Source organism: Caballeronia sp. EK (assembly GCF_014384845.1).
GTDB classification, from domain to species: Bacteria; Pseudomonadota; Gammaproteobacteria; order Burkholderiales; family Burkholderiaceae; genus Caballeronia; species Caballeronia jiangsuensis.
In genome coordinates this window covers 837,433-863,768 of record NZ_JACSUE010000002.1, presented here as the reverse complement: position 1 = coordinate 863,768, position 26,336 = coordinate 837,433, and the positions used below count along the sequence as shown (strand labels likewise).

13 protein-coding genes are annotated in these 26,336 nt (G+C 64.2%); 10 read left to right on the top strand and 3 right to left on the bottom strand.

Going from position 1 to position 26,336, the window contains the following annotated elements; all coding sequences use genetic code 11:
* Positions 1–182: 182 nt before the first annotated feature.
* The 10 genes from IAG25_RS08335 to IAG25_RS08290 all read left to right on the top strand — a co-directional run bounded on the left by IAG25_RS08335 (position 183) and on the right by IAG25_RS08290 (position 23,238).
* Positions 183–9,743: a non-ribosomal peptide synthetase gene (locus tag IAG25_RS08335; protein ID WP_187604416.1), complete on the top strand. Its 9,561-nt coding sequence runs from the start codon at positions 183–185 to the stop codon at positions 9,741–9,743.
* A gap of 25 nt (positions 9,744–9,768) precedes the next feature.
* Positions 9,769–14,754 (top strand): non-ribosomal peptide synthetase, encoded by a 4,986-nt coding sequence (locus IAG25_RS08330; RefSeq protein WP_187604415.1) that lies wholly within the window; start codon positions 9,769–9,771, stop codon positions 14,752–14,754.
* A 13-nt stretch (positions 14,755–14,767) separates the two neighbouring features.
* Positions 14,768–16,129, top strand: coding sequence for a lysine N(6)-hydroxylase/L-ornithine N(5)-oxygenase family protein (locus tag IAG25_RS08325; RefSeq protein WP_187604414.1), 1,362 nt, complete (start codon positions 14,768–14,770; stop codon positions 16,127–16,129).
* Between the two features lie 47 nt (positions 16,130–16,176).
* On the top strand, positions 16,177–18,366 hold the full coding sequence (locus IAG25_RS08320; RefSeq protein ID WP_187604413.1) for a TonB-dependent siderophore receptor: 2,190 nt from the start codon (positions 16,177–16,179) through the stop codon (positions 18,364–18,366).
* Positions 18,367–18,426: 60 nt separating this feature from the next.
* Positions 18,427–19,272 carry a N(5)-hydroxyornithine transformylase PvdF gene (locus IAG25_RS08315; protein ID WP_187604412.1) on the top strand — a complete coding sequence of 282 codons (846 nt, stop codon included), beginning with the start codon at positions 18,427–18,429 and terminating at the stop codon, positions 19,270–19,272.
* Positions 19,273–19,960: 688 nt separating this feature from the next.
* The gene (locus tag IAG25_RS08310; RefSeq protein WP_187604411.1) at positions 19,961–20,908 is read left to right on the top strand and encodes a GNAT family N-acetyltransferase; all 948 of its coding nucleotides are present in this window, start codon (positions 19,961–19,963) and stop codon (positions 20,906–20,908) included.
* 128 nt (positions 20,909–21,036) lie between these two features.
* On the top strand, positions 21,037–21,243 hold the full coding sequence (locus IAG25_RS08305) for a hypothetical protein (RefSeq protein ID WP_187604410.1): 207 nt from the start codon (positions 21,037–21,039) through the stop codon (positions 21,241–21,243).
* Positions 21,244–21,353: 110 nt separating this feature from the next.
* Entirely contained in the window at positions 21,354–22,265 is a 912-nt protein-coding gene (locus tag IAG25_RS08300; protein ID WP_187604409.1) for an urea transporter, read from the top strand.
* Positions 22,243–23,019 carry a class II aldolase/adducin family protein gene (locus IAG25_RS08295; protein ID WP_187604408.1) on the top strand — a complete coding sequence of 259 codons (777 nt, stop codon included), beginning with the start codon at positions 22,243–22,245 and terminating at the stop codon, positions 23,017–23,019. Before IAG25_RS08300 ends, IAG25_RS08295 begins: the two co-directional genes overlap by 23 nt.
* A 33-nt stretch (positions 23,020–23,052) precedes the next feature.
* Positions 23,053–23,238 (top strand): 4-oxalocrotonate tautomerase, encoded by a 186-nt coding sequence (locus tag IAG25_RS08290; RefSeq protein WP_187604407.1) that lies wholly within the window; start codon positions 23,053–23,055, stop codon positions 23,236–23,238.
* 51 nt (positions 23,239–23,289) lie between these two features.
* Here the strand turns inward: IAG25_RS08290 and IAG25_RS08285 are convergent, their stop codons facing one another.
* The 3 genes from IAG25_RS08285 to IAG25_RS08275 form a co-directional block, all read right to left on the bottom strand.
* A complete protein-coding gene (locus IAG25_RS08285; RefSeq protein ID WP_187604406.1) occupies positions 23,290–25,467 on the bottom strand; it encodes a malate synthase G in 2,178 nt (725 codons plus the stop codon).
* 163 nt (positions 25,468–25,630) lie between these two features.
* Entirely contained in the window at positions 25,631–26,026 is a 396-nt protein-coding gene (locus IAG25_RS08280) for a HepT-like ribonuclease domain-containing protein (RefSeq protein ID WP_255503585.1), read from the bottom strand.
* Positions 25,995–26,285, bottom strand: a complete 291-nt coding sequence (locus IAG25_RS08275) for a nucleotidyltransferase family protein (protein ID WP_187604405.1) — start codon at positions 26,283–26,285, stop codon at positions 25,995–25,997. The genes IAG25_RS08280 and IAG25_RS08275 overlap by 32 nt, the downstream gene beginning before the upstream one ends.
* Between the last annotated feature and the right edge of the window lie 51 nt (positions 26,286–26,336).

The following is a 26,336-nucleotide window of genomic DNA, read 5'->3' as shown; positions in this document are numbered from 1 at the left end:
GAAAGCGGTGCTGAAGGCACCTCTACATAGAGACGTTTCAGCGCGGCGAATCTTTAGCGCCGGAAAAGCGGTAAATATTTTTTCGCGCGAATCGTCATCCCGAGTGAAGCCGCACTTTCAGCGGCCCACCGTTCATGCCGCAGCATTTTCCGATGCGGCCAGAACCGAAGGAATTCATGCCGATGACGAGTTTCCCGACCGCGCTGCATCTTCGTATCAAGAACCTTGCGCGCCTTCAACCCGATGCGCCCGCGCTCGCATTCAATGCCCATGACGACGCGCGTCTCTCACGCGGCGAACTCGACGCTCGCGCGTCACGGCTCGCGACGCGATTACGCGCGGCAGGCGTCGGCGCGGAAGTGCGCGTCGGCGTGTGCGTCGAGCGTTCGTGCGAACTGTTCGTCGCATTGCTCGCCGTGCTGAAGGCGGGCGGCGTGTTCGTGCCGCTCGATCCGCATCATCCCGCCGCGCGCCTCGACTGGATCGCGAAGGATGCGGGCCTCGCGCACGGCATCGTCGATGCCACCGCCGACGACGCGATGCGCGCACGCTTCGCGCAATGTTTCGATGTCCATCACGATCACGCCGATGCGCCCGCGCTCGATGACGACACGCCCGTGCATCCGCGCGCGGCCGCGTACATGATCTACACGTCGGGATCGACGGGCTTGCCCAAGGCCGTCGTCGTCGAGCATGGCCCGCTCGCCGCGCATTGCGACGCGCTCGCGACCGCGCTTTGCATCGGCGAGGGCGACAGCCTGCTGCATTTCGCGTCGGTCAATTTCGATGCTGCGCACGAATGCTGGCTTGCGCCGCTCGCAGTGGGCGCGCGCATCGTCATTACCGCGCCGCCGCCGTTCGCGCCTGAAGCGGCGCATGCGTTGATCGAGCGCGAAGGCGTGAACGTCGCGGCGTTTCCGCCGGCTTACCTGCGCGAATTCGCGGCGCTTGCCGAGCGCAAGGGCGTGCCCGCGACGTTGCGCGTGCTCGCGTTCGGCGGCGAGGCGCTGTCGCGCGAAGCGTTCGCACGCGTGCGGCGCGTGTTCGCGGCGCAGCGTCTCATCAACGGTTATGGGCCGACAGAAGCCGTCATTTCGCCGATGCTATGGCCCGTCGAGCCGCACGTCACGCCCGATCTGAGCGATGCCGATGCCTACGCGTCGCTGCCCATCGGACGCGTGATCGGTCCGCGTGTCGCGCGCATCGACGATGACGAGCTGCTGCTCGGCGGCGTCTGCATCGCGCGCGGTTATCACGGACGCGCGGCGCTGACGGCCGAACGTTTCGTGCCGGATGCTTTGGGCGATCCGGGCGCGCGCATCTATCGCACGGGCGATCTCGCGCGCGAACGGGCCGATGGTGCCTTTGACTATCTCGGACGCATCGACGATCAGGTGCAGATTCGCGGCGTGCGCGTCGAGCCTGCGGAAATCGCGGCGTGCTTGCGCGCGCATCCATCGATTCGCGATGCCGCCGTGCTCGCCGAATCGACGAATGGTCGCACGCAACTAACCGCCTGTCTCGTCGTCGCACATGAAGCTGCGAGCGATGCCGCGTTGAAGACGTATCTCGCGGAACAGTTGCCCGCAGCGTGGCAGCCGCATCGCTATGTGCGGCTCGCGCGCCTGCCTTATACGTTGAACGGCAAGCTCGATCGCGATGCGTTGAAGACTCAGGTTGCGTCAACGTCGGCCGTGCGTGGCGTGGAGCACATCAAACCCGCGACCGATACCGAACAACGTCTCGCGCAGACCTGGCAACGCATTCTCGACGATGCCGCGCCCATCGGCCGCGCGGATCGCTTCTTCGAGCGCGGCGGCGATTCGCTCGCGGCGATGCAGTTGCAGGCGGCGATTCGCATCGACTGGCGCGTGAACCTGCGTCTCGACGCGATCTTCGACGATCCATCGCTGGAAGCACTCGCCGCGCTGATCGACGCAAGCGAGGTAGAGACGAGCGATACGGTCATCGTGAGAAGCGCGGCATCGAAGAATGCGCTTTACATTGATCGCCCGTCATCGTTCGCGCAGCAACGCTTCTGGGTGCTGGCGCAAACGCGCGATGCGGGCTCGGCGTATCACATCGCGGGTCATTGGGATATCACCGGCAAGTTCGATGCAAACGCCTTGCAGCGCGCACTCGATCATGTGATCGAGCGTCACGAGGCATGGCGCACGACGCTCGTCGAGAACGACGACGGTATCGTCATGCAGCGCATTCACGCGTCGTTGCCGGTGACGATCGCGCGTGTAAACGCCGATGCAATCGATGATGCACAAGCGCTTGCGCAACGTCACGCGAGCGAAGCGTTCGATCTGTCGAATGGTCCGCTGTTGCGCGCGACGCTCGTAACCTTCGGCGATGAATCGCATCGCCTGATGTTGACCGCGCATCATGCAATCACCGATGGCTACAGTTCGCGCATCGTCTTCGAAGAACTCGCGCACGCGTATGGCGCTTACGTGCAAGGCGAAGCGCCATCGCTGTCCGCATTGCCGATTCAATACGCGGACTACGCGCAATGGCAGCGCGATCTGGTCGAAGGCGCGGAGGGCGAGCGTCAACTCGGCTTCTGGCGCAAGGCGCTCGATGCGGCGCCCGAGCCGCTCGCGCTGCCATATGACCGCGCGCGTCCCGCTGAACGCAATCATCGTGGCGGACGTGTGTCGTTGCGCTTGTCCGTCGAGGCATCGAATGCGTTGCGTGAACTCGCACGCGAGAGGCACGCGTCGCCGTTCGTCGTGCTGCTATCGGCGTTCGATGCATGGCTTCATCGGTTGACCGGCGCAAACGATTTCGTTGTCGCGACGCCGGTCGCGCATCGGCAGCGGCCCGAGACAGCATCGCTCATCGGGCTGTGCCTGAATACGCTGGCATTGCGCGTGCGCGTCGATTCCCATCAATCGTTTTCCCGTTTGCTCGACGATGTGCGCGCACATGCGCTCGATGCATTCGCGCATCAGGACGTGCCGTTCGATCGCGTGCTCGATGCAGTGAAGCCGCCCGTCGCGCGTGGCGACGAGTGGCTGCGCGTGAAATTCGCCCAGCAGTTCGATGCCGAATTGAAGGCGACGCTGCCGAACGCAACGGCAATCGCGACGCCCGGTCCCGATCTCGCGGCGCGCTTCGATTTCGCGCTCGATTTCACCGACGACGCGCGCGGCATCGAACTCGTCGCGGCTCATGCGCGCGATTGCATCGATGACGCCACCGCGCACGCATGGCTCGCGAGCTTCGCGACGCTCGTCGCCGATGCAGTGCGCGATCCTTCGCGTGCGATCGCATCGCTCGATTGCACGACGCAACGCGAATCGCAACGCGGCCGCGCGCTGACGTTCGCCGCCGACGATATCCTCGCGCTGATCGCACGGCATGCGGGCGCGACGCCGCATCGCATCGCGCTCGCCGATGCGCACACGCAAATCAGCTACGCCGAACTCGACGACGCATCGAACCGCGTCGCGCTCGCGTTGCGCCAGGAGGGCGCGCAGGCCGAGCGCGCGGTGGCCGTGTGCATCGAACGTTCGGTGCGCTTCGTCGTCGCGCTGATCGGTGCGATGAAGTCGGGTGCATACGCGGTGCCGCTCGATCCGTCGATGCCGCAGGCACGCCTCGATGCCGCGATCGAAGCGTGCGGCGCGCGCCTCGCGCTCGTCGCAACGAACGACGACAACGCGCCGCGCACACTCGGCAACGCGCACTTGCTCGATGTCGATACGTTCGCGCACGATGCATCGCTCGCGAATGCCGCCGTGCAGCGCGTGCAGCCCGCGCCGGAACAAACCGCCTACGTCATCTTCACTTCGGGTTCGACGGGCACGCCGAAGGGCGTCGCCGTGCCGCATCGCGCGCTTGCGGACTACGTGCAGGGCATGCTCGATGAACTTACATTCGCGTCGGGCGCATCGATGGCGATGGTCTCGACCGTCGCCGCCGATCTCGGTCACACGACGCTCTTCGGCGCGCTGTGCTCGGGGCGCACGCTGCATCTGCTGCACGCTCGATGCGCATTCGATCCGGACCGTTTCGCCGCCGAGATGCGCACGCGCGAAGTGGGCGTGTTGAAGATCGTGCCGAGTCATCTGCACGCGCTCCTGGAAGCTCAGCATCCCGCCGACGTATTGCCTTCGCATGCGCTCGTGACGGGCGGCGAGTCCTTGCCGTGGGCGCTCGTCGATCGTGTCAGCGCGTTGAAGCCATCGTGTCGCGTGATCAATCACTACGGTCCGACCGAAGCGACGGTCGGCGCAATCGCGTGCGAGGCATCCGCATTCGCCGACGATGAACGCAACGCGCAGGGCGCGCCGCTCGGCCATCCGTTGCCGAACGCGTGCGCTTATGTCTTCGACGCATCGGGCGCGTGCGTGCCGCCGGGCGGTATCGGCGAGTTGTATCTCGGCGGCCCGGGCGTAGCGCGCGGCTATCTCGGACGTGCTGCCGCCACCGCCGAGCGCTTCGTGCCGCATCCGTTCGCGCATGGTGAGCGGCTTTATCGCACGGGCGATCGTGCGCGTCTGCTCGCCGATGGACGTATCGCATTCCTCGGACGTCTTGATGATCAGGTCAAGATTCGCGGCTATCGCGTCGAACCGGGCGAGGTCAGCGCGACGTTGCGTGCGATTGCAGGCGTGGCTCAGGCCGAGACCTTGCCGGTCGATCGCGATGGCCGTCTGCAACTCGCATCGTTCGTGAGCGGCACGGCGCAAAGCGAAGCCACGCTGCGCGATGCGCTCGCCGCACGCTTGCCCGACTACATGGTGCCCGCGACGATCGTCGTGTTCGACGCGCTGCCCGTGACGGCCAATGGCAAGATCGATCGTGCCGCGCTGCGCGATATCGCGATGAAGCCAGTCGAAGCCGCCGCGACGAGCGACGCACCGCAAGGCGAAGTCGAGGAAGCGATCGCATCGGTGTGGAAGGACGTGTTGAAAGCGAAGCACATCGGCCGCGACGATAACTTCTTCGAGCTCGGCGGCGATTCGATTCTCGTGCTGCAAATCATCGCGCGTCTGCGCAAACGCGGCCTTCGCGCGACGCCGAAGCAGATCTTCGACAACGCGACGGTCGCCCAACTCGCACGCGTCGCGAAGGCGATCGAAACGGCCGAGGCGAAAGCGCCCGTCGCTGCAACGAAGCAAGCGGATGAAAACGCGACGCTCACACCCGCGCAATTGCGCTTCTTCGCGCTGGATATTGCGCAGCGCGGCCACTGGAATCAGTCGATCGAATTCGACGCACACGCATCGTTCGATCTCGATGCCTTCGCGCGCGCCTTCGATGCGCTGCAGACGCATCACGAGATTTTTCGGCAACGCTTCGAGCGCGACGCCGCGACCAATGCGTGGCGCATCGTGCAGGCTTCGAAGGCGTTCGACACGTTGCCGCTCGCCGCCGTCGCCGCACACGACGAAGCCGATGCGCTCGCGCAATTCGATGCGATCCAGCGCACGCTCGACATTTCACGCGGCCCGCTCGCGTGCGCGCTCGCCGCATCGCTGCCCGACGGACGCACGAAACTGTACCTCGCGATTCATCATCTGATCGTCGATGGCGTGTCGTGGCGCATCCTGCTCGATGATCTGTCGAATGCTTATCGCGCGGCCGAAACGCGCGGCATCGCGAGCCTCACGCGCACCGGCGCTACAGCGTCGCAATGGGGCGCGCGGCTTGCGAAGGCGGCACGCGATCTTCAATCGCCGTTCGCCGAAGAAGCGAAGTACTGGACGACGATGATCGCGACAGGCGATGACCTGCATCTCGATCACCCGCAAGCGAAGGCGACGAACGCCGATGCCGCCGTCATCGAACAGACACTCGATGTCACGCTCACGCGCGCCGTGCTCGCCGAAGCGAACGCCGCCTATCGCACGCAGACGGTCGAGTTGCTGATCGCCGCGCTCGCACATGCGATCGGCAAGACATGCCGTATCGAGCTGGAAGGACATGGCCGCGAAGCGCTCTTCGACGACATCGACGCAAGCCGCACGCTCGGCTGGCTGACGAGTCACTATCCGGTGTCGGTGCCGGTGCCGGTGGAAGCATCGCCGGTCGCCACGCTCGCCGCCGCGAAGGACACGTTGCGCGCCGTGCCGCACAAAGGCCTCGGCTTCGGCGTGCTGCGCCATTACGGCGACGACGCGACGCGCGCATCGCTCGAAGCATTGCCGCGCCCGCGCGTGACCTTCAACTATCTCGGCCAGTTCGAAGCACAGAACGCGCGCGACGCCGCGTTCACGCCGCGTTTCGGCGGCGCGGGCTGTGAGCGCGATCCTTCGGGCCCGCTCGGCAATGCACTCGCGATTCATGCTTACGTGGACGACAGCGACGAACGCACGCTCAAACTGCACTGGGGCTACGGTTCGACGCAACTGGAGCGCGCGACGATCGAAGCGCTCGCGCAACGGTTCGAAAGCGCGCTTGCCGAAATCGTGAGCGCGTGCGCGGAACGCATCGCGACCAAGGGCGCGGGCGCGACGCCGGGCGATTTCCCGCTTGCACGCGATGGCGGACTGACGCAAGCGGCGCTCGAACGTCTGCCGGTCGATCTGCGCGGCGTCACCGACATCTATCCGTTATCGCCGATGCAGCAGGGCATCCTGTTCCATTCGCTGTTCGCGCCGGAACAATCGACGTATGTGAACCAGCTCGCGGCGACGCTGATCGCGCCCGACGTCGAGCGTTTGCGCGCGGCGTTCGAAGCGGCCGTGCCGCGTCACGATATCCTGCGCACCGGCTTCACACCCGACGAAGCCGCGCCGATGCAGATCGTGCATCGTCAGGCGCGCATGCCGTTCGACGTGCTCGACTGGCGCGATCGAAGCGATGCGCTTGCATCGTTCGAAACGTGGCTCGCGGACGACCGCGCACGCGGCTTCGATCTCGCGGTGCCGCCTTTGATGCGCGTCACGCTGATTCGGCTTTCGGATGAAGAATGGCGCATCGTGTGGACGCGTCATCATCTGCTGCTCGATGGCTGGAGCACGGCGCGCATGTTCGCGGACGTGTTGCGCGATTACATCGAGCCGCCTCGCGCGCAGCCCTTCGCCGCGCATTCGATGAAGACGCGCTATCGCGACTTCATCGCATGGCTCGCTGAAGGCGACGCGCAGGCCGACGAGGCATTCTGGCTCGAACGTCTTGGACGTCTGGACGAACCGACGCGTATCGCGCAACGCGAGGCGAGCGATCGACCTTCGCTCGACGATCACCGTACGTGGCGCGCGACGCTCGGTGCCGCGACGACCGCACGCCTCATCGATACCGCGCGTCGTCTGCGTGTGACGCTCAACACACTCGTGCAAGGCGCGTGGGCGCTCGCGTTGCAGCGCATGACGCATCGGACGAGCGTCGCGTTCGGCGCGACGGTGGCGGGCCGCCCCGACACGCTCGCGGATATCGACGACGTGCTGGGCCTCTTCATCAACACGCTGCCGGTGATCACCGCGCCGTTGCCGCAGCGTGCCGCGTCCGCGTGGCTGCGCGAGTTGCAAGCCGACAACACCGCGGCCAACGAACATGCCCATACGCCGCTCGCGGAGATTCAACGCTGGGCGGGCCAGGGCGGCGGTGCGCTGTTCGACACGCTCGTCGTCTTCGAAAACTATCCCGTCGATGAAGCGTGGGCCGGCCGCGATGAACGCGCGCTCGCGATGCGCGATCTGCGCAATATCGAAGCGACGGACTTCGCCCTGACGCTCGTGGTGGAGGCGGGCGAGTCCATCGTCATCGATTACGGGTATGACGCGGCGCGTCTCGATGAATCGCGCGTGGCGGCGCTGCATCGCGCGATGTCCGTCTGTCTCGATGCATTCGCCGCGAACGCCGATGCGCCGCTGGGCGCGATCTCGCTTGCCGAAGACGCCGCGCGTTTCAATGCAACGGCCCGCGAATGGAACGATGTTGAACGCGCGCCGCTGCATCGGCAGTTCGAGCGCATGGTCAAGGCTGCGCCAGATGCCATCGCGCTTGAAATGAACGCCGGCGATGGCGCTTCGAAGCATATGACGTATGCCGTGTTGAACGAGCGCGCGGAGCGCGTCGCTGCCGCGCTCGTGAGCGTGGGCGTCGAGCCGGACACGGCGGTCGCGCTGTGCGTCGAGCGTTCGTTCGAAATGGTCGTCGCGCTATTCGGCGTGTTGAAGGCGGGCGCGGCGTATCTGCCGATCGATCCGGATTATCCGGCCGAACGCATCGCGTACTTGCTCGACGATGCGAAGCCCGCCGTCGTGCTGACGCAAACGCATTTGCGTGAACGCGTGGAAGCCGTCGCTGCGAACGCGCGCGTCTTCGATATCGCCGCGCTCATGCAGAACGATGCGACGCTCGCAACGCCCATCGAAGTCAGCGATGCGCAACTCGCGTATCTCATCTACACATCCGGCTCGACCGGCAAGCCCAAAGGCGCGGGCAACACGCACGGCGCGCTGGCGAATCGCATCGCGTGGATGCAGGACGCCTATCGCCTGACGCGCGACGACGTCGTGTTGCACAAGACGCCATTCGGCTTCGACGTGTCCGTGTGGGAATTCGTGTGGCCGCTCGCAACGGGCGCGAAGCTCGCCATTGCTGCGCCCGGCGATCATCGCGATCCGGCGCGGCTTGTCGCGGCCATCGAAGCGCATCGCGTGAGCACGCTGCACTTCGTGCCGTCGATGCTCGCGGCGTTCGTCGCGCATATCGACGAGTTCGGCGACGCGCATCGCTGCGCGAGCATCGAACGAATCGTCGCAAGCGGTGAAGCGCTCGCGCCGGAACTCGTCGCGCGCGTCGCCAGGCTGCTGCCGAACGCGCGGCTCTACAACCTCTATGGTCCGACCGAAGCCGCCATCGATGTATCGCACTGGACATGCGGTGCGCGCGATATCGAATCGGCTTCCGTGCCGATCGGTCATCCGATCGCGAATCTGCAACTGCATGTGCTCGATGCGGCGCTGCATCCGGTGCCTTCCGGCGGCATCGGCGAACTGTATCTCGGCGGCGCGGGTCTCGCGCGTGGCTATCTCGGGCGTGCATCGCTGAGCGCCGAACGCTTCGTGCCCGATCCGTTCATCGCCGGCGCGCGTCTTTATCGCACGGGCGATCTTGCGCGTCGTCGCGACGATGGTGCGCTCGACTATCTCGGCCGCATCGATACGCAGGTGAAGCTGCGCGGGCAGCGCATCGAGCCGGGCGAGATCGAAGCGCTGCTGCGCGCCGAGCCGAATGTGCGCGATGCCGTCGTGATCGTGCGCGACGAGCAGTTGATCGGCTATATCGCATGCGCCGCGCCCGATACGTTCGATGAATCCGCCGCGCTCGATTCATTGCGTTCGCAACTGCCCGCCTACATGGTGCCGTCGCATGTGATCGCGCTCGACGTGCTGCCGGTGACACCCAATGGCAAGTGCGACCGCAACGCGCTGCCCGTGCCGATGCGCACGCGAGGAAGCGTCGAAGCGCCGCATACGGCGACGGAACGCGAGCTCGCCGCGATCTGGCAGCGCGTGCTGCATCTCGAGGCCATCGGCCGCGATGACGACTTCTTCGCGCTCGGCGGCCATTCGCTGCTCGCGACACAGGCCAACGCGCAGGCCAACCTGCACTGGTCACTGACATTGCCGCTGCGCACGCTCTTCGATGAACGGACGCTTGCACGCTGCGCCGCCGCGATCGATGCCGCGATCAAGCAACGGGATGCCAAGGGCGGCGCACATGACGCGGCGAGCGCCATCGACGCGCTGCTCGGTGAACTGGAGACGCAATGAGAATCGCAAGAAAAAGAGGAAACGCATGACGCAGGCCAAACCCGATCTGCTCTCGCTCGCGACGCGCTTCGCGCAGTTGCCCGATGCGCAGCGCAAGGTGTTCGTCGCGCGGCTCGCCGACGCGGGCATCGACTTCCGCATGCTGCCGATTCCGCCTCGCGCAAGAAGCGAGGGCTGCGACGAGCCAATGAAAGGCATTGTCGCATCGTTTGCGCAGACGCGTCTGTGGCTGCACGCGCGCATGATCGACGAGCCCGCCGCGTATCACATCACCGAGCGCATGCAACTCGACGGCGCGCTGGATGCGAACGCGCTGCGCCTGTCGTGCGATGCGTTGATCGCGCGTCATGAAGCGCTGCGCACGACCTTCTCGGAAGGCGCGGACGGCGTGCTGCAAACTGTGCATGCACCGATGCGCTGTCCGTGGCAATCGGTGGATCTCACGCATGTTCCCGTCGCGGAGCGTGAGACGCGTGCCGCCGCGCTCGCACTCGCCGACGAATCGCGCGCCTTCGATCTCGCACATGCGCCGCTTGTGCGCGCGCATCTGATCAGGCTCGATGCAAACACGCACTGGCTTTCGCTGACGACGCATCACATCGTGTCGGATGGCTGGTCCGCCGATATCGCGCTGGCCGAGATCGCATCGTTCTATCGCGCGTATGCACGGGGCGAAGCGGTGTCCGTCGCGCCATTGCCGACTCAATACGCCGACTACGCGCTCTGGCAGCGTCGCTGGCTCGATGCGGGCGAGCGCGAACGGCAACTCGATTTCTGGCGCGCGCGGCTCGACCCATCGCGCGACGTGCTCATGTTGCCGGGCGCGGCGGCGCGTCCCGGCGAACGCAGCGCGCGCGGCGCGCGTCATGTGTTCACGCTCGATGCGGCGCTCGCCGCTCGTCTGCGCGCCTTTGCCAGCGAACGCCGCGCGACGCCTTTTGCCGTGCTGCTCGCCGCGCTCGATGCGCTCTTCGCGCGCGCGTCGGGCGAAGCGCATATCCAGATCGGCGTGCCCGCCGCGAATCGCGAGCGCGCGGAAACGGCGGGGCTGATCGGCTTCTTCGTCAACACGCTGACGCTCGCGGCGCGGGTCGATGTAACGCAGCCGTTTTCGACACTCGTCGATGCCGCGCAAGGCGCGCTCGTCGATGCGCAATCGCATCAGGACGTGCCGTTCGAGCAAGTGGTCGAAGCGCTCGGCGTCGTGCGCAGCGCGAGTCATCATCCGCTATTTCAGGTCATGGCGGCTTTTGGCGCCCGTCGTTCACTGCCTTTATTCGCCGATGTGCGGGCAACCGAATTGCCTTCCGGCACGCCGTTCGCGAAATTCGATCTGACCGCGAACTTCGAGGAACGCGCGGACGGCTCGCTCGATGCCGCGTTCATCTATGCGCTCGATCTCTTCGATGCCGATGCGATCGAGCGTCTCGCGCGCCGCTTTGTCGAACTGTTGCGCAACGCGCTCAATGCGCCGCACACGCTCGTCGGCGATCTGCAATGGCTGCCGCAAGACGAGCGCGCGCAACTTGCTGCGTGGAATCGCAATGCGTCTGAGCGCAAGCCCGAATTCATCGCGGTGCACGAACGCATCGCCCGTCATGCGCGGGCGATGCCCGATGCGCGCGGCGTCGCGGATATGGAAAGAGCCTTCACGCGCGCCGAAGTCGATGCGCGCGCGACGCGTATCGCGCAACGTCTCATCGACGCGGGCGTGCGTCCGGAGATGCGCGTGGGCGTCGCGCTGGGCCGTTCGGTCGATCTGCTCGTGGGGCTGATCGCGGCGCTGAAGTCGGGCGGCGCATTCGTGCCGCTCGATCCGAGCCATCCGCGCGAACGGCTCGCGCAGATTCTCGACGATGCGCGCATCGATCACATCGTCACCGAACGCGCGAGCCTCGATGCGCTGCCCGTGCCCGCGAACGCGCGCATCCTGCTGCTCGACGATGAAAGCCTCTACGCCGACGATCACACATCGCGCGTCGCGTTGCCCGAAGTCGCGGCGGAACAGGCGGCCTATGCGATCTATACATCGGGATCGACTGGCAAGCCGAAAGGCGTGATCGTCGATCACGGTTCGTTCGCGCGACATTGCGTGGCCATCGCCGAACGTTATGGCGCGACCGAGCGCGACACGTTCATGCTGTTCCAGTCGGTTAATTTTGACGGCGCGCACGAAGGCTGGTTCTCGCAGTACATCTCGGGCGCGGCGGTCGCGATCACCGCCGACACGCTCTGGCCGCCCGCGCTGACATGCAAGCTCATGCGCCAAGAAGGCGTGACGATGACCTATGTGCCGCCTGGCTGCGCGACGCAACTCGCGGAATGGGCGCTCGTGCACGGCGCGCCGCCCACGTTGAAGTCGATCACGGTCGGCGGCGAAGCGACGTCGCGCGAAGCCTTCGCGCTCATGCGCCGCGCCTTTCCGAACGCGCGCATCGTCAACGGCTACGGTCCGACCGAAACCGTCATCACGCCGATGCTGTGGACGTTCAATCCCGGCGACGATCCCGCGAAGCTCGCCGATTGCGCGTATCTGCCGATCGGCACGCTCGTCGGCGCGCGTACCGCGCATGTGCTCGATGAACGTTTGAATCCGCTGCCCGTCGGCGTGATCGGCGAGCTGTATCTCGGCGGCGAAGGCGTCGGCGTCGCGCGCGGTTATCTCGACCGTCCCGCGCTGACTGCCGAGCGCTTCGTGCCCGATCCGTATGGCGAGCCGGGCGCGCGTCTGTATCGCACGGGCGATCTCGTGCGACGCCGCGCCGATGGCGTGTTCGACTTCATCGGCCGCGTCGATCATCAGGTGAAGCTGCGCGGCTTGCGTATCGAGCTTGGTGAAATCGAGGCGCAGCTCGCCGCGCATGACGATGTGCGCGAAGCATGCGCCGTGGTGCGCGGCAAGGGCGCGCAAGCGGCGCTCGTCGCGTATGTCGAACTGAAGGCCGATGCGCGCGAACGTGCTGCGCTCGGCCGTGCCGCCGATGCCACCGAACTCGATGCGCATCTGCGCCGCACGTTGCCCGATTACATGGTGCCGGCGCATATCGTCGTGCTCGATGCATTGCCGCGCAACGCGAACAGCAAGGTCGATCGCGCGATGTTGCCGGAGCCGCCGAAAAAGGAGCGTCGCTACGAAGCGCCTTCAGCGGGCACCGAAGCCGCGCTCGCGAAAATCTGGCGCGAAGTGCTTAACGTCGAGCGCGTGGGACGTGCCGATCATTTCTTCGAACTCGGCGGGCATTCGCTCGCGGCTGTGCGCGTGGTCACGCGCATCGCGGAGATGCTCGGACGCGATGTGCCGGTGCGCGCATTGTTCGAAACGCCGGTGTTGTCGCAATACGCGAAACGCGTGCAGCAGGCGAGCGCATGCGAAGGCGCAGCGGATACGGTGCAAGACACCTTCGAGCCCGACGAGAACGGCATATGGCCGCTGTCCGCCGCGCAACTCGGCCTCTGGTTCCTGTGGCGCGCGCAGCCGCAAAGCGCCGCGTACAACATTCCGGTCGCGGTGCGCCTGCGCGGTCCGCTCGATGCCGACGCGTTGCGCGAAGCGCTCGCGCAAGCCGCCGCGCGTCATCCGGCGTTGCGCACGCAACTGGTCGAGCGTGAGGGCGCAGCGCCGGGTCAACGCATCGCGCCGATGTGGCGTTTCGAGTTGCCGGTGATCGATGTCGCGGGCCGCATCGATGAAGCGAAGCGCGTCACCGATGAAGACGCGCTCACGCCCTTCGATCTCGCGCACGCGAAGCGTCTATGGCGCGCGCGTCTGCTGCGGCTGGCCGACGACGATCACGTGCTGTCGCTCGTCGTGCATCACATCGTGTCGGATGGCACGTCGATCGATCTTTGGCTCGACGATATCCGCGCGACGTACGTAGCGTTGCAGAAGGGCGCGTCGGTGGCGGAACGTGTATCGAATGCGCTGGTGCTGCCTTCGTCCGCGACGGGCGCGCGGCTCGCGTTCTGGCGCGACGCGCTGAAGGCGCTGCCCGCGATCGCACTGCCCGCGCCGGCATCGGGTCGCGTGGACGACCCGCAATGGCTCGCAAGCCGCATCGCGTTCGATCTCGACGATGCGCTCGTCGAACGTGGCCGCGCGCTCGCAATGGAATGCCACGCCACGCTGCCGATGCTGTTGCATGCGGCGCTCAACGCGGCATTGCATCATCTGACGGGCGCGCTCGATCAGCCGATCGGCGTGCTTGCATCGACACGCGAATCGACGGGCGATGCCGCACGCGATGCGCTCGGGCTCTTCATCAACGCGGTCGTCGTGCGTACGCGCATGTCGAGGGCCGATACGCCCGCGAGCTTGCTCGCCACCGTGCGAGACGCGGCGCTCGCCGCCTATGCACACGCCGATGCGCCGTTCGCCGATGTCGTGTCCTCGCTGAACGCAGAGCGCCCCGGCGCGGCCAATCCGCTCTTCCAGGTGATGTTCAATTACCTTCGCCCGGCCGCGATGGCCTCGCGCGATTGGGCGGGCCTCGCGATCGAAGGCTTCGATGACGTGCGTCATCGCGTGGTGTTCGATCTGGAACTGGACGTGACCGAACATCCCGATGGCCGCGTGAGTTGCGCGTTTTCCTATGCGAACGAACGCGTCGATGCTGCGTTCGTCGAGATGCTTGCGCAGCGTTATCTCGCGACTGTCGAACAGTTCGCGCACGCGCCGCAGGAAGTCTTCGACGCGTGTGAAGCCACGCTCGAAAGCGTGGCGCGTATCACGCCGCAGCCATCGAACGAAGAGAGCAAAGAGAACGATGAGACCGGCGAAGCGCAAACGCTCGCGACCATCTGGAGCGAACTCTTCGATGGCAAAACCCTCACGCCGCACGACGATCTCTTCGCAGCAGGCGCGACATCGTTCGCCGTCGTGCGCTTCGTCGAAGCGGCACGCAAGGCCGGTTTCGATATCGCCATTCGCGACGTATTCGCCACACCGCATTTCACGGGCCTCGCCTCGACGCTCGCACGCCGCTTCTCGCTGGCATCGACCAATGACATCTGAGAGACACAGGGAAATGAAGAAAGAAAACGTATTCGATCTGATCGGCGTCGGCTTTGGGCCGTCGAATCTGTCGCTCGCCGTGCGCCTGGCCGAAGAGCGCGGCACGTCGGACATGAAGCAGTGCTACATCGAGCGGCAGCCCGAGTTCGGCTGGCATCGCGACATGCTGCTCGACGATTGCCGCATGCAGATTTCGTTTCTGAAGGATCTCGTCACGCAGCGCGATCCGACGAGCCGCTTCACGTTCATCAACTATCTGTTCGAGCGCAGACGTTTGAACGAATTCGTGAATCTGAAGAACTTCTATCCGACGCGCGTCGAGTTTCACGATTATCTGAGCTGGGTCGCTCAAGCCTTCGACGATCGCGTTCATTACGGACAGAGCGTCACGGCCATCGAACCGGTGTTCGAAGCGAACGGCGACGTGAGCGCGCTGCGCGTGGTTTCGCAGGACGAAGACGGCCGCGAATGGCGTCGCGTGACGAAGGCGTTGTCGGTCGGCGTAGGCGGCACGGCGCGCGTGCCGGAACCGTTCGCATCGCTCGGGCCGCATAACGTGATTCATTCGTCGGCGTATCTGAGTTCGATCGAGCGCGTCGCGGGAGATGGACGCGATGGCAAGAAGCGCATCGCGGTGATCGGCGCGGGACAGAGCGCGGCGGAAGTATTTTCGGATCTCACGCGCCGCTTCCCGCATATCGATGCGACGCTCGTGATTCGCGCGAGCGCACTCAAGCCCGCGGACGACACGCCCTTCGTCAACGAGATCTTCAGCCCCGAATTCACCGATGTCGTCTTCGCGCAATCGGAAGACGGACGACGCTCGCTGATCGAGCGCTTTCGCGACACGAACTACGCGGTCGTCGATCGTCCGCTGATCGAGCAGATCTACGAAATGCTCTATCTGCAGAAGGTTTCGGATGAAACGCGGCATCGGCTGCTCGCGAATACGGCGATCGAAAACACCGCGCGCCGTGCGAACGGCGAGATCGAACTGACGATGCGCGATGTGCTGACCGGCCACGCGCGCGCGGAGCGGTTCGACGCGCTCGTGCTCGCGACGGGCTATCGGCGCGACACGCATCTCGCACTGCTCGACGACCTCGCGCCGCATCTGGACGACGCGCTCGCGCAACGCAATGTCGGCCGTGATTATCGGCTCGTCACGCCTTCGAAGTTCAAGGCGCGCATCTATCTGCAAGGCTGCTGTGAAGACAGCCACGGTCTCTCCGACACGCTGCTTTCGGTGCTTGCGGTGCGCTCGGACGAGATCGCCGCATCGCTTGCCGGCGCGGGACAGGAACACGCCGCGGAACCAGCGGCGGATACGAGGAAAACCGGGGTGAGCGGCGGCCGCGTGGCCGTGGCTCTTTGACAAAGTAGCGGCGCACAGGAAGCCGCATTGCGATGGAGAGTAGAAGAATGACGTGGGGAAGAGGGACGCGCCGTGCGATTGCCATAGCGGCGAGCATGGCATTCAGCCTGGCGGCGGCCGATCATGCGCTGGCACAGGAACAGGCACAGGCAGCGCAGCAGGATGCGCCGCAGACGAGCACATTGCCAGCGGTTCGCGTGAACGCGGCGGCGGACAAGAACGATACCGTCGGGCTCGTCGCACGCAAGAGCCGCACGGGCACGAAGACCGATACGCCGATCGATGAGATTCCGCAGACGATCAACGTGGTCACGTCGACGCAGATCGAGGAAACGGGCGCGACCACCATCAACGAAGCGCTGCGCTATGTGCCGGGCTTTTCGTCGTATGGCTCGGACGTTCGCTCGGACTGGTATTCGGCGTTGCGCGGCTTCACGCCGACGGTCTTCGTCGATGGACTGCAGGTGCCGAATACGCTGAATCTGTCGAGCTGGCGTGTCGATCCGTACATGATCGACAGCATCACGATCCTGCGCGGACCGACATCGGTTCTATACGGTCAGGGCGATCCCGGCGCGATCGTCGATGTGCAGAGCAAGCTCGCCGATGGCGGGCGTTATCGCGAGGCGGGCGTGCAGATCGGCAACTATGCGCGCAAGCAGGTGATGTTCGATATCGGCGACAAGATCGACAAGGACGGCACCTTGTCGTATCGCGTGCTCGCGGTCGGGCGCGACGGCAATTCGATGACCGGTCCGCATGCGGAGCAGCGCTTCGCTGTTTCGCCATCGGTGCGCTGGCAGCCGAACGCGAACACGTCGCTGACGATCGCGGCGAGTTATCTGCAGGACTGGGGCGATGCATCGAATAACTTCCTGCCCGCGCAAGGCACGGTGCTGCCCAATCCGAACGGCAAGATTTCGGAGAACCTTTATACGGGCGATCCGACCTACTCGTACTATCGCAAGAAGGAATGGTCGGTCGGCTATCAGTTCGAGCACAAGTTCAACGACATCTGGACGTTCCGCCAGAACACGCGCTGGATGCATCTCTCGCTCGACAACGGCGCGGTGTGGGGCGGCGGTCTCGATCCGAGCGATCCGAGCGAGCAGACACTCGCGCGTTATGCGGGTCTATTCCAGCCGAACTACAGCCGCTTCGATATCGATAACAACGCGCAGGCGCGCTTCGGCACGGGGCCGCTCGAACATACGGTGCTGCTCGGCTTCGAGTACAACCGGCAGAATTCGACCGATAGCGAATGGCTCGCGCAGGCTCCGAGCCTGAACATGTACAACCCGGTCTATACGCCGGTATCGACCGCGATCTTCAGCGGCCCGGATTCCTTCGGCCAGACGAACACGCGCACGACGCTCGATAACTTCGGCCTCTATGCGCAGGATCAGGTGAAGTGGAATCGCTGGATGCTGACCGTGGGCGCCCGCGAGGACTGGAGCAACACGAAGCAGGATGACATCGTCGGCGGCACGCAACTGAAGCAGGACGACAGCGCATTCACGGGACGCGTCGGCCTGACGTATCTCGGCGATTACGGCCTTTCGCCGTACATCAGCTATTCGACTTCGTTCAATCCGATCATCGGCGTGAAGATGGCCGATGGCGGCCTGCCTGCGCCGACGAAGGGACGTCAGATCGAAGCGGGTCTGCGCTGGCAGCCGCCGGGCAAGAACCTGATGCTCGGCGCGGCCGTGTATCAGATCAACCAGACGAACGTCCTCACGCCCGATCCGACCGATCCCACCGGTACGTTTTCCGTGCAGACGGGCGAGGTGCGTTCGCGCGGCATCGAGCTTTCCGCAGTGGGCAACGTGACGCGCAATCTGTCCGTTATCGCGGCATACGTCTATCAGGATGTGAAGAACATCCGCGCGAACGACGTGACGCTCGACAAGTGGCCGGTGTCGATTCCGCTGCCGCGCCAGATGGCGTCGCTGTGGGCGGACTGGACGTGGCATTCGGGACCGCTCGACGGCCTTGGCTTCGGCGCGGGCATCCGCTATCAAAGCGGCCTTGCGGGCGCGGCGGACAACTCGCTCTATATCCCGAGCTATACGGTCTACGACGCGGCCGTTCATTACGACACGCAGCATTGGCGTTTCGCGGTGAACGCGTCGAACATTTTCAATCGCACGTTCGTGAGCGGATGCCAGTCTGATTCGGCCTGCTTCTATGGCAATCCGCGCACGGTGATTGCGAGCGCCCGTTATAACTGGTGATGATCGTCGGCGGCGCGCTTGGCTCATGATTCGCGCCGCCATTCTTTCGAGCAGGATTCAATGACGAAGATAAAGCTGGTCTACATCATGTCCTTGCGCAACGCCGCGGCGGATCGCGCGGGACAGCATATCGAGTACAAGGGCGGCACGCGTTATATGAAGTCGCCGCTGGAATACCTTGTCGAGCAACTCAATGTTTCGCCGCTGGGCGATCTCTATTCGCTCGAAGGCGTGATCTATGACGACGACGAAGACTCGCTGCGAGATCGCGAAAAGCTCGCAGGATATGGTTTTCGTCACGCGCCGGGCGGACAGTGGATTCATCCGCCGGAGCTTGCGGTGCAGGGCGTGCGGGTGACGAGTCTGCTGCATGCGATTCCTTCTTGTTATCGACGTTTGGCCGTGGATGCGGTTGGCGAACGCGCGGTGCAGAAGAGCGTGTTCGAGAAGCGTCTGCTCGACAAGCTTCGTGCGCTCGATGCGGATTTCGTCGTGCTCGATGGATTGCTCGTGATTCTCGATGAGCTCGTTCGGCCGGGGGCGGAGTTTTGTCGGCGTATCGCGAATATTCATCCGGGTGTCACGCGGTTGGGTTCGCCGTTCGAGCGGCGCGGGGCTTACGCGACGCTCGATGCGCTCTATGGCGCGCGGGGTCAGCGTGTGGTGGACTGGAGCACGATGCGCGTGCAGTCCGCTCCGGTGATCGATCGGACGGGGGCTTCGTTTCATTATGTCGATAACGGGATCGATTCGGGTGAAGTGATTTTTGATGTGCTCGGCACGAGTATCGATCCCGTCGACACTATTCTCGAACTGCGCTGGAATAACTTTCAGCGGAGTTTGTTTCCTGCGCTTGAAGGAGGGCTTTTGGCTATGGCCGAAACGCTTGCCGGGGATGTTGTTTAGGGGGTTTTTTGTTTTCGCCGGATCCCGGATTCGCGGTGGTCTATTAGCACTGCCCCTCCCCGGGGCGGGGGTCACTTTCTTTGCTGCTGCAAAGAAAGTAACCAAAGAAAGCAGCTCGTTTAGGCCCGCGGTCACACGCAGTTTGGCCATGCTTGCCAGCCGGAAGTGGCACTCGCCTAAGTGTCGCCGTCAAAGGCCCAATCGGGCTTGGCTCGCGCACGGTCTGACGAGCTAGAAGTTTTAGCGCGCTGGTTCAGCGCCAAATAGCTTCGGCACAGCGCTACGCGCTGCCGTGGGGTTTGCAAGGGAAACCATCTATAGGAGAGGCATCAGCAAAGAAGCACGCGCAGACCCGATTGACCCATCGGCCGCGAAGCGGGCCGGAGCTATTTGGTGCTGAACCAGTGACGCGAGCGGCGCGAGGTGTCAGACCGTGCGCGGTCCAAGCCCCGCGAGACCTACGAGGGCACTCGCTACGGCCGGGCCATTAGGCCAATCGTCTGTGCCGCGGCCGGTGTGAAGTGCTTAGGCTGGGGATAGCTGTTTCTTTGGTTACTTTCTTTGCAGCAGCAAAGAAAGTGACCCCCGCCCCGGGGAGGGGCAGAGCAAATAGACCGACACGAAAACAGGATTTAACGAGAGCCCAAGCGAACCCAAACCCAACCCCAAACCTATCCGAGACTCACCGATGAACATACGTTTCGATCCAGACCTAGCGGCTACCGCAAAGCAACCAGCGAACCGCACGTTAACAACATGGAACGCAGACGCGTTGCTAGAAGCGCTTTGCGATATCTACTGCAACGAACCTGAGCGCCGCACGGCGACGCTTGCACTACCTTATCCGAGCACCGACGCACAAAGAGCCGAAGCCTTCATAGCACAAGCGAAAAACCAAAACCTGATCGACAACGCAGAACACGTCGAAGACCAACTGCGGCTGACGACATCACGCCAGACGTTCTGGCAAATCGCCAAACCGTGGCTCAAGGCCCCCGCATCGAGCGAAACCTTGCTCAGCTACGCGCAAACCGGCGATGTCACCCATCCGGTGAGACCAAACAACACCGAAGGCACGATCTACGAACGTCGCTTCCCACAGATCGACATGACCTTCAGCCTGCGCACCGCCGACCCCGAAGCGGATTCGCAAGTCTTCAGCGACTGGATGAATCTCGACCGCGTCGCGCACTTCTGGGACCAGCGCGGCACACGCGCCGAGCACGCGGCTTACCTGAAGGAACGTCGCGAAGATCCGCACATGCATCCGATGATCGGCTATTTCGACGACCATCCCTTCGGTTACTTCGAGTTCTACTGGGCGAAAGAAGATCGCCTGGGCCCGTTCTACGATGCGGGCGACTTCGATCGCGGCCTGCATCTGCTCATCGGCGATGCGCAGTTCCAGAGCGCAGGCAAGCTCAAGGCGTGGTGGAGCGGCGTGCTGCACTACATGTTCATCGACGATCCGCGCACGGAGCGGCTCGTCGGCGAACCGCGCGTCGATCATGTGCGGCATATCGCGTACATGCACCGCATGGGCTTTCATACGCTGAAGGAATTCGACTTCCCGCACAAGCGCGCCGCGCTCACCGTGATCGACCGCGAAAAGTTCTTCAACGATTTTCGCTTTTGAAACGGGTTCGTCGAATGAGGGCCGGAGCGCAAACGCAGTAACGGCGGCGGATTTGCGGCGTTGCAACATACCCTTAAGGGAAAACCCTTAAATCTGTTACAATGTCACAAAGTTTGAGGACCTTTACCATGCGCCGCCGTTACGAAGTCATCGAAAAAGTCGCTTTTGCCCTGCTCACGCTGTCCGCTGTCATGGACGCAAGCTACATCACCTGGGAAAGCCACCCCAACTTCCGCGAAAACGTCACGGAAATCGTGAAAATGAGCGCGGATCTGTCGCTGGCCAATCCGGGCGTCGGCGAGCCGACTCCGCTGGTTCCGATGGCCTTCAATTAAGCGTTGCCGCACCCTCTGCTTCAGGTCACATACAGGTTATTCGGCGCACCGCCGCCCGGCGCGCGCTGACTGCTTTATGCTGGCGGCTTCCCGTGCCGTCGCCGCCCAGCATGTCTTCCGCTCTCCATTCGAACGCCGCCTTCGGCGACCAGCTCCGCAGTTTCGCCCGCGCGATCGGGCAAATCGTGCTTCAGCGCAATGCCGCGACCGGTGCGCTCCTGTTTCTCGCGGTCCTGTGCGCGAGCCCGCGCCTCGCGTGCGGCCTGCTGATCGGCACGCTGACGGGCAATGTCATCAGCGTAATCATCGAGGATGACGACGCGCCCGCGTTTCGCGACGCTCTCTACGGCTTCAATGGCGCGCTCGCCGCGCTCGCCGCGTTCGCGTTCATCGGCGATGCGTCGCAGGCCACGGCCGTCGCCATCGTCGCGGCGATGTTCGCGACCTTTCTCGCCAGCAAGCTCACGCACGTCCTCGCTCGCTACCGGGTGCCGACCTTTTCGAGCCCGGCCATCCTCGTCACGTGGTGCTGGTTGCCGCTCTTCGCCGATCGCGGCGATACGGGCGCGATCCCGCAAGTCGCCGCCGGCGTCATTCCGTTGCTTCAGGCCGCGTTCGCCGGGCTCGCGCCGATCACGTTCGCGACCGGCGCGCTCGCGGGCGCGTTGATCGCAGCGGGATTGTTCGCGTCGCGGCCATCGCAGGCGGGCTGGGCGCTCGCGGGCAGCGCGCTCGGCGCGACGCTGCACGGCCTCGGCGGCGCGAGCGATGCCGTCGTGCTCTCGGGCGCGTGCGGCTTCAACGCGGCGCTTGCGGCGCTCGCGGCCGCGCCGCTCGGCAAGCGCTATGCGATCATCGCGGTCGTCGCGGCGGTGCTGATCGAGCGCGTGATCGATTGCATCGGCATCGCTGCATTGACCGCGCCGTTCGTGCTGGCGTCGTGGGCGGTCATCGCCCTGCAGCGGCGCTTGACCGGACCATCGATACAAGGAGATTCGCATGTCGTTCACCCACACGCCTGAGCGCAGGATCGCGGAAAGCGGGCCGCGCTCGGCAGCCGAAGCGGCGACGCGCGTCGAACTCGCCGCGGCGTACCGGCTCGTCGCGCTCAACGGCTGGGACGATGTCGTCTATACGCATATTTCCGCGAGCGTGCCGGGCGAGCCGGGGCGCTTTCTGATCAATCCGTTCGGGCTTTCATTCGATGAAGTCACGGCGTCGAATCTCGTGAAAATCGATATCGACGGCAACGTGATCGGCGAGAGCGCGCATCCGGTGAACGCGACGGGCTTCGCGCTGCACGGCGCCGTGCACGCCGCGCGGGAAGACGCCGCGTGCGTGATGCATCTGCACGTGCGCGAGGCGATTGCCGTCTCGGCGCAACCGCATGGCCTGCTGCCCGCGTCGCAACACGCGATGCGCTTTCACGGCCATCTCGCGTATCACGACTACGAAGGCCTCGCGTTTTCGCCGGCGGAAGGCGAACGCCTCGTCGCGAGTCTCGGCGCGCATCGCGCGATGCTGCTGCGCAATCACGGGCCGCTCACACTCGGGCGCACCATCGCCGAGGCTTATGTGCTGATGGATATGCTCGTCAAGGCATGCGATATTCAACTGCGCGCGCTCGCGGGCGTGAGCAAGATGATCGTGCCGACGCCGGACGTGGTCACGCGCACCGCGGCGCAATTGCACGACGACGACGCCGTCGAAGGCGCGCTCGAATGGCCCGCGCTATTGCGCAAGCTCGACCGCATCGACGCGTCGTATCGCGACTGAATACCGGTTCAACTCAAACAGGAGATCAACGGCATGCCGACATTCAACATTCAACTCTTCGAAGGCCGCACGACGGAAGAGAAGCGCAAGTTCGTCGAGGCGATCACGCGCACGACGTGCGAGACGCTCGGCTGCGAGCCGGGCTCGGTGGACATCATTCTGACGGACGTGAAGCGCGAGAACTGGGCGACCGCGGGCAAGCTCTGGTCGGAGCAGTAAGTTGTCGATGCGCACATACGGCGCGATGCCGTATGTGCGCGATTCATCGCTTTACGCCGATGCCTTCACGGCGAGACGGAACTTGTGCAGCAACGGTTCCGTATAACCGCTCGGTTGCGTGCGTCCTTCGAATACGAGCGCGCACGCGGCCTTGAATGCGAACGAGCTGTCGAACGAGGGCGCCATCGGGCGATAGTACGGGTCGGCTTCGTTCTGCTTGTCGACGACGGCGGCCATGCGTTCGAGCGTCTGGCGAACCTGCTCTTCCGTGACGATGCCGTGACGCAGCCAGTTCGCAATGTGCTGGCTGGAAATGCGCAAGGTCGCGCGGTCTTCCATCAGGCCGACATCGTGAATGTCCGGCACCTTCGAGCAACCGACGCCCGAATCGACCCAGCGCACGACATAACCGAGAATGCCCTGCGCGTTGTTCTCGATTTCGTTCTTGATGTCCTGTTCCGACCACGTGGGCTTGTCGACGACGGGAATCGTCAGCAGGCCATCGAGCAGTTCGTTCTTCTGGCCGTCGTAGTCGATGCTTTCGAGTTCCTGCTGAACCTGCTGCACATCGACCATGTGATAGTGCAGCGCATGCAGCGTGGCTGCCGTGGGCGAGGGCACCCATGCGGTGTTCGCGCCGGCCTTCGGATGCGCGATCTTCTGTTCGAGCATCGCGTGCATGAGATCAGGCATCGCCCACATGCCCTTGCCGATCTGCGCGCGCCCGCGCAAGCCGGTGTTCAGGCCGACGAGCACGTTGTTGCGCTCATACGAGCTGATCCATTTCGACGACTTCATGTCGCCCTTGCGCATCATCGGGCCGGCTTCCATCGACGAATGCATCTCGTCGCCGGTCCGGTCCAGGAAGCCCGTGTTGATGAACGCGACGCGCGCGCCCGCCGCAGCGATACACGCCTTGAGGTTGACGCTCGTGCGGCGCTCCTCGTCCATGATGCCCATCTTGATGGTGTGACGCGGCAGGCCGAGCAGGTCTTCGACACGCGAGAAGAGTTCGTCGGCGAACGCCACTTCGGCGGGACCGTGCATCTTCGGCTTCACGATATAGATGGAACCCGTGCGCGAGTTCATCTTGTTCTTCAGATCGTGCAACGCGCCGAGCGTGGTCATCACGGCATCGAGGATGCCTTCGGGAATCTCGTGGCCGTCGCGGTCGAGCACGGCGGGGTTCGTCATCAGATGGCCGACGTTGCGCACGAACAAGAGCGAACGTCCGTGCAGCTTGAGCGTCGAGCCGTTCGGCGCGGTGTATTCGCGATCCGGATTCATGCTGCGCGTGAAGGACTTGCCGTTCTTCGTCACCTGCTCGGCGAGATGGCCCTGCATCAGCCCGAGCCAGTTGCGATAGAGCTGCGTCTTGTCGGCGGCATCGACGGCGGCGACCGAATCCTCGCAGTCGATGATCGTGCTCACCGCCGCTTCGATGAGCACGTCCTTCACATGCGCGGCATCCGTCTTGCCGATGGAATTGCTCGCGTCGATCTGGATCTCGAAGTGCAGGTCGTTGTGCTTGAGCAGGATCGCGACGGGTTCTTTCGCGTCGCCCTGATAGCCCGCGAATTGCTCGGCGTTGGCGAGGCCGATCTTGGCGCCGTCCTTCAGCGTGACGACGAGCTTGCCCTGTTCGACGCTGTACTTCGTCGCGTCGGCGTGCGAGCCGTGCGCGAGGGGCGCGTTGTCGTCGAGGAACGCGCGCGCATAGGCGATCACCTTCGCGCCGCGCTTCGGATTGAACTGCGCGGTGCGCTCGGCGCCGTCGCTTTCATCGATTGCATCGGTGCCGTAGAGCGCGTCGTAGAGGCTGCCCCAGCGCGCGTTGGCGGCGTTGAGCGCATAGCGCAGGTTCGAGAGCGGCACGACGAGCTGCGGGCCGGCCTGCTCGGCGATTTCGCGATCGACATTGGCGGTGCTCGCCTGCACATGCGCGGGCGCGGGCACGATATAGCCGATTTCTTCGAGAAACTTGCGATAGGCGCGCGGATCGCGCACCGGGCCGGGGTTGCTGCGATGCCAGTTGTCGAGCTCGGTCTGAAGACGGTCGCGCTCGGCGAGCAACGCGCGGTTTTTCGGCGCGAGATCGTGGACGATGGCATCGAATCCCTTCCAGAAGGACGCGCTATCGACGCCCGTGCCGGGGATGGCTTCTTCATCGACGAACTTCGCGAGATTCGCGTCGACCTGAAGGCCGTGTTGTTTGATCATGTCGGTCATGGGCACTCCGGCTGAGTTTGCTGCTGCACAGGGGTTTGGGGATGGGCAGGTAGCTATGGTAGCGCGTCTTGGGGGAGGATCGAAGCGTGGAGGTGTTGCAAGCGGTGTGCCCGTGTGCGCGCGGGACCGGAGCGGCGCCCTGATGCAATCGTCCTGTAGGACGCTAACTGGCGCTCTTCAGTTCGACGGCGAGCGACTCGAACTGTTTGCCAAGCGCGGGCAGGTCTTCACGGACCGTCACCCAGACGACGCCGAAATCGATCTTATGGTAGCCGTGCGTCAAGGCGTTTCGCATTTCGTACGCGGACTGGAACGGGACTTCGGGATGCTGGGTGACGAAGGCAGGAAAGTATCGGCGGATATTTCGACACCCTTCGCCGATGACTTCGATATTGCGGACCACGGCGTCTTGCACCAGTTCGTCAGCGCTGAAGGCTGCTTCGTTCAACCCGTCGGTATAGCGGGCGATTCGTCCGATCGCCGTATAACGTGATCGACGTATTCGCTTAACGTAAGCGCGTCCCGGCTCATACCGGAATGGCGCCTGCGATGATTGCATCGCGAGTCCGGTCAGGCAGCGAGCGGGGAGTCAACACATCCACTTTCACGCCAAGCAATTCGCGCAACTCATGGCGAATCGCACCGATATCGAGCAGTGATGTTTTCGGGGTAGGGTCGATCAGGAGATCGAGGTCGCTTTCCTCCGTATCTTCACCGCGTGCGACCGAACCGAAAATGCGTGCGTTCTTCGCGCGATGCGCTTCGATAATGCGACGGATCTCGTCACGGTGAGCTTCTAGTGCGATCGAGGGCTTCATGGCTGTCTGGAAGGTTGATCTGTTGCCCGACTCGACGGTTGTCCGGTGTCT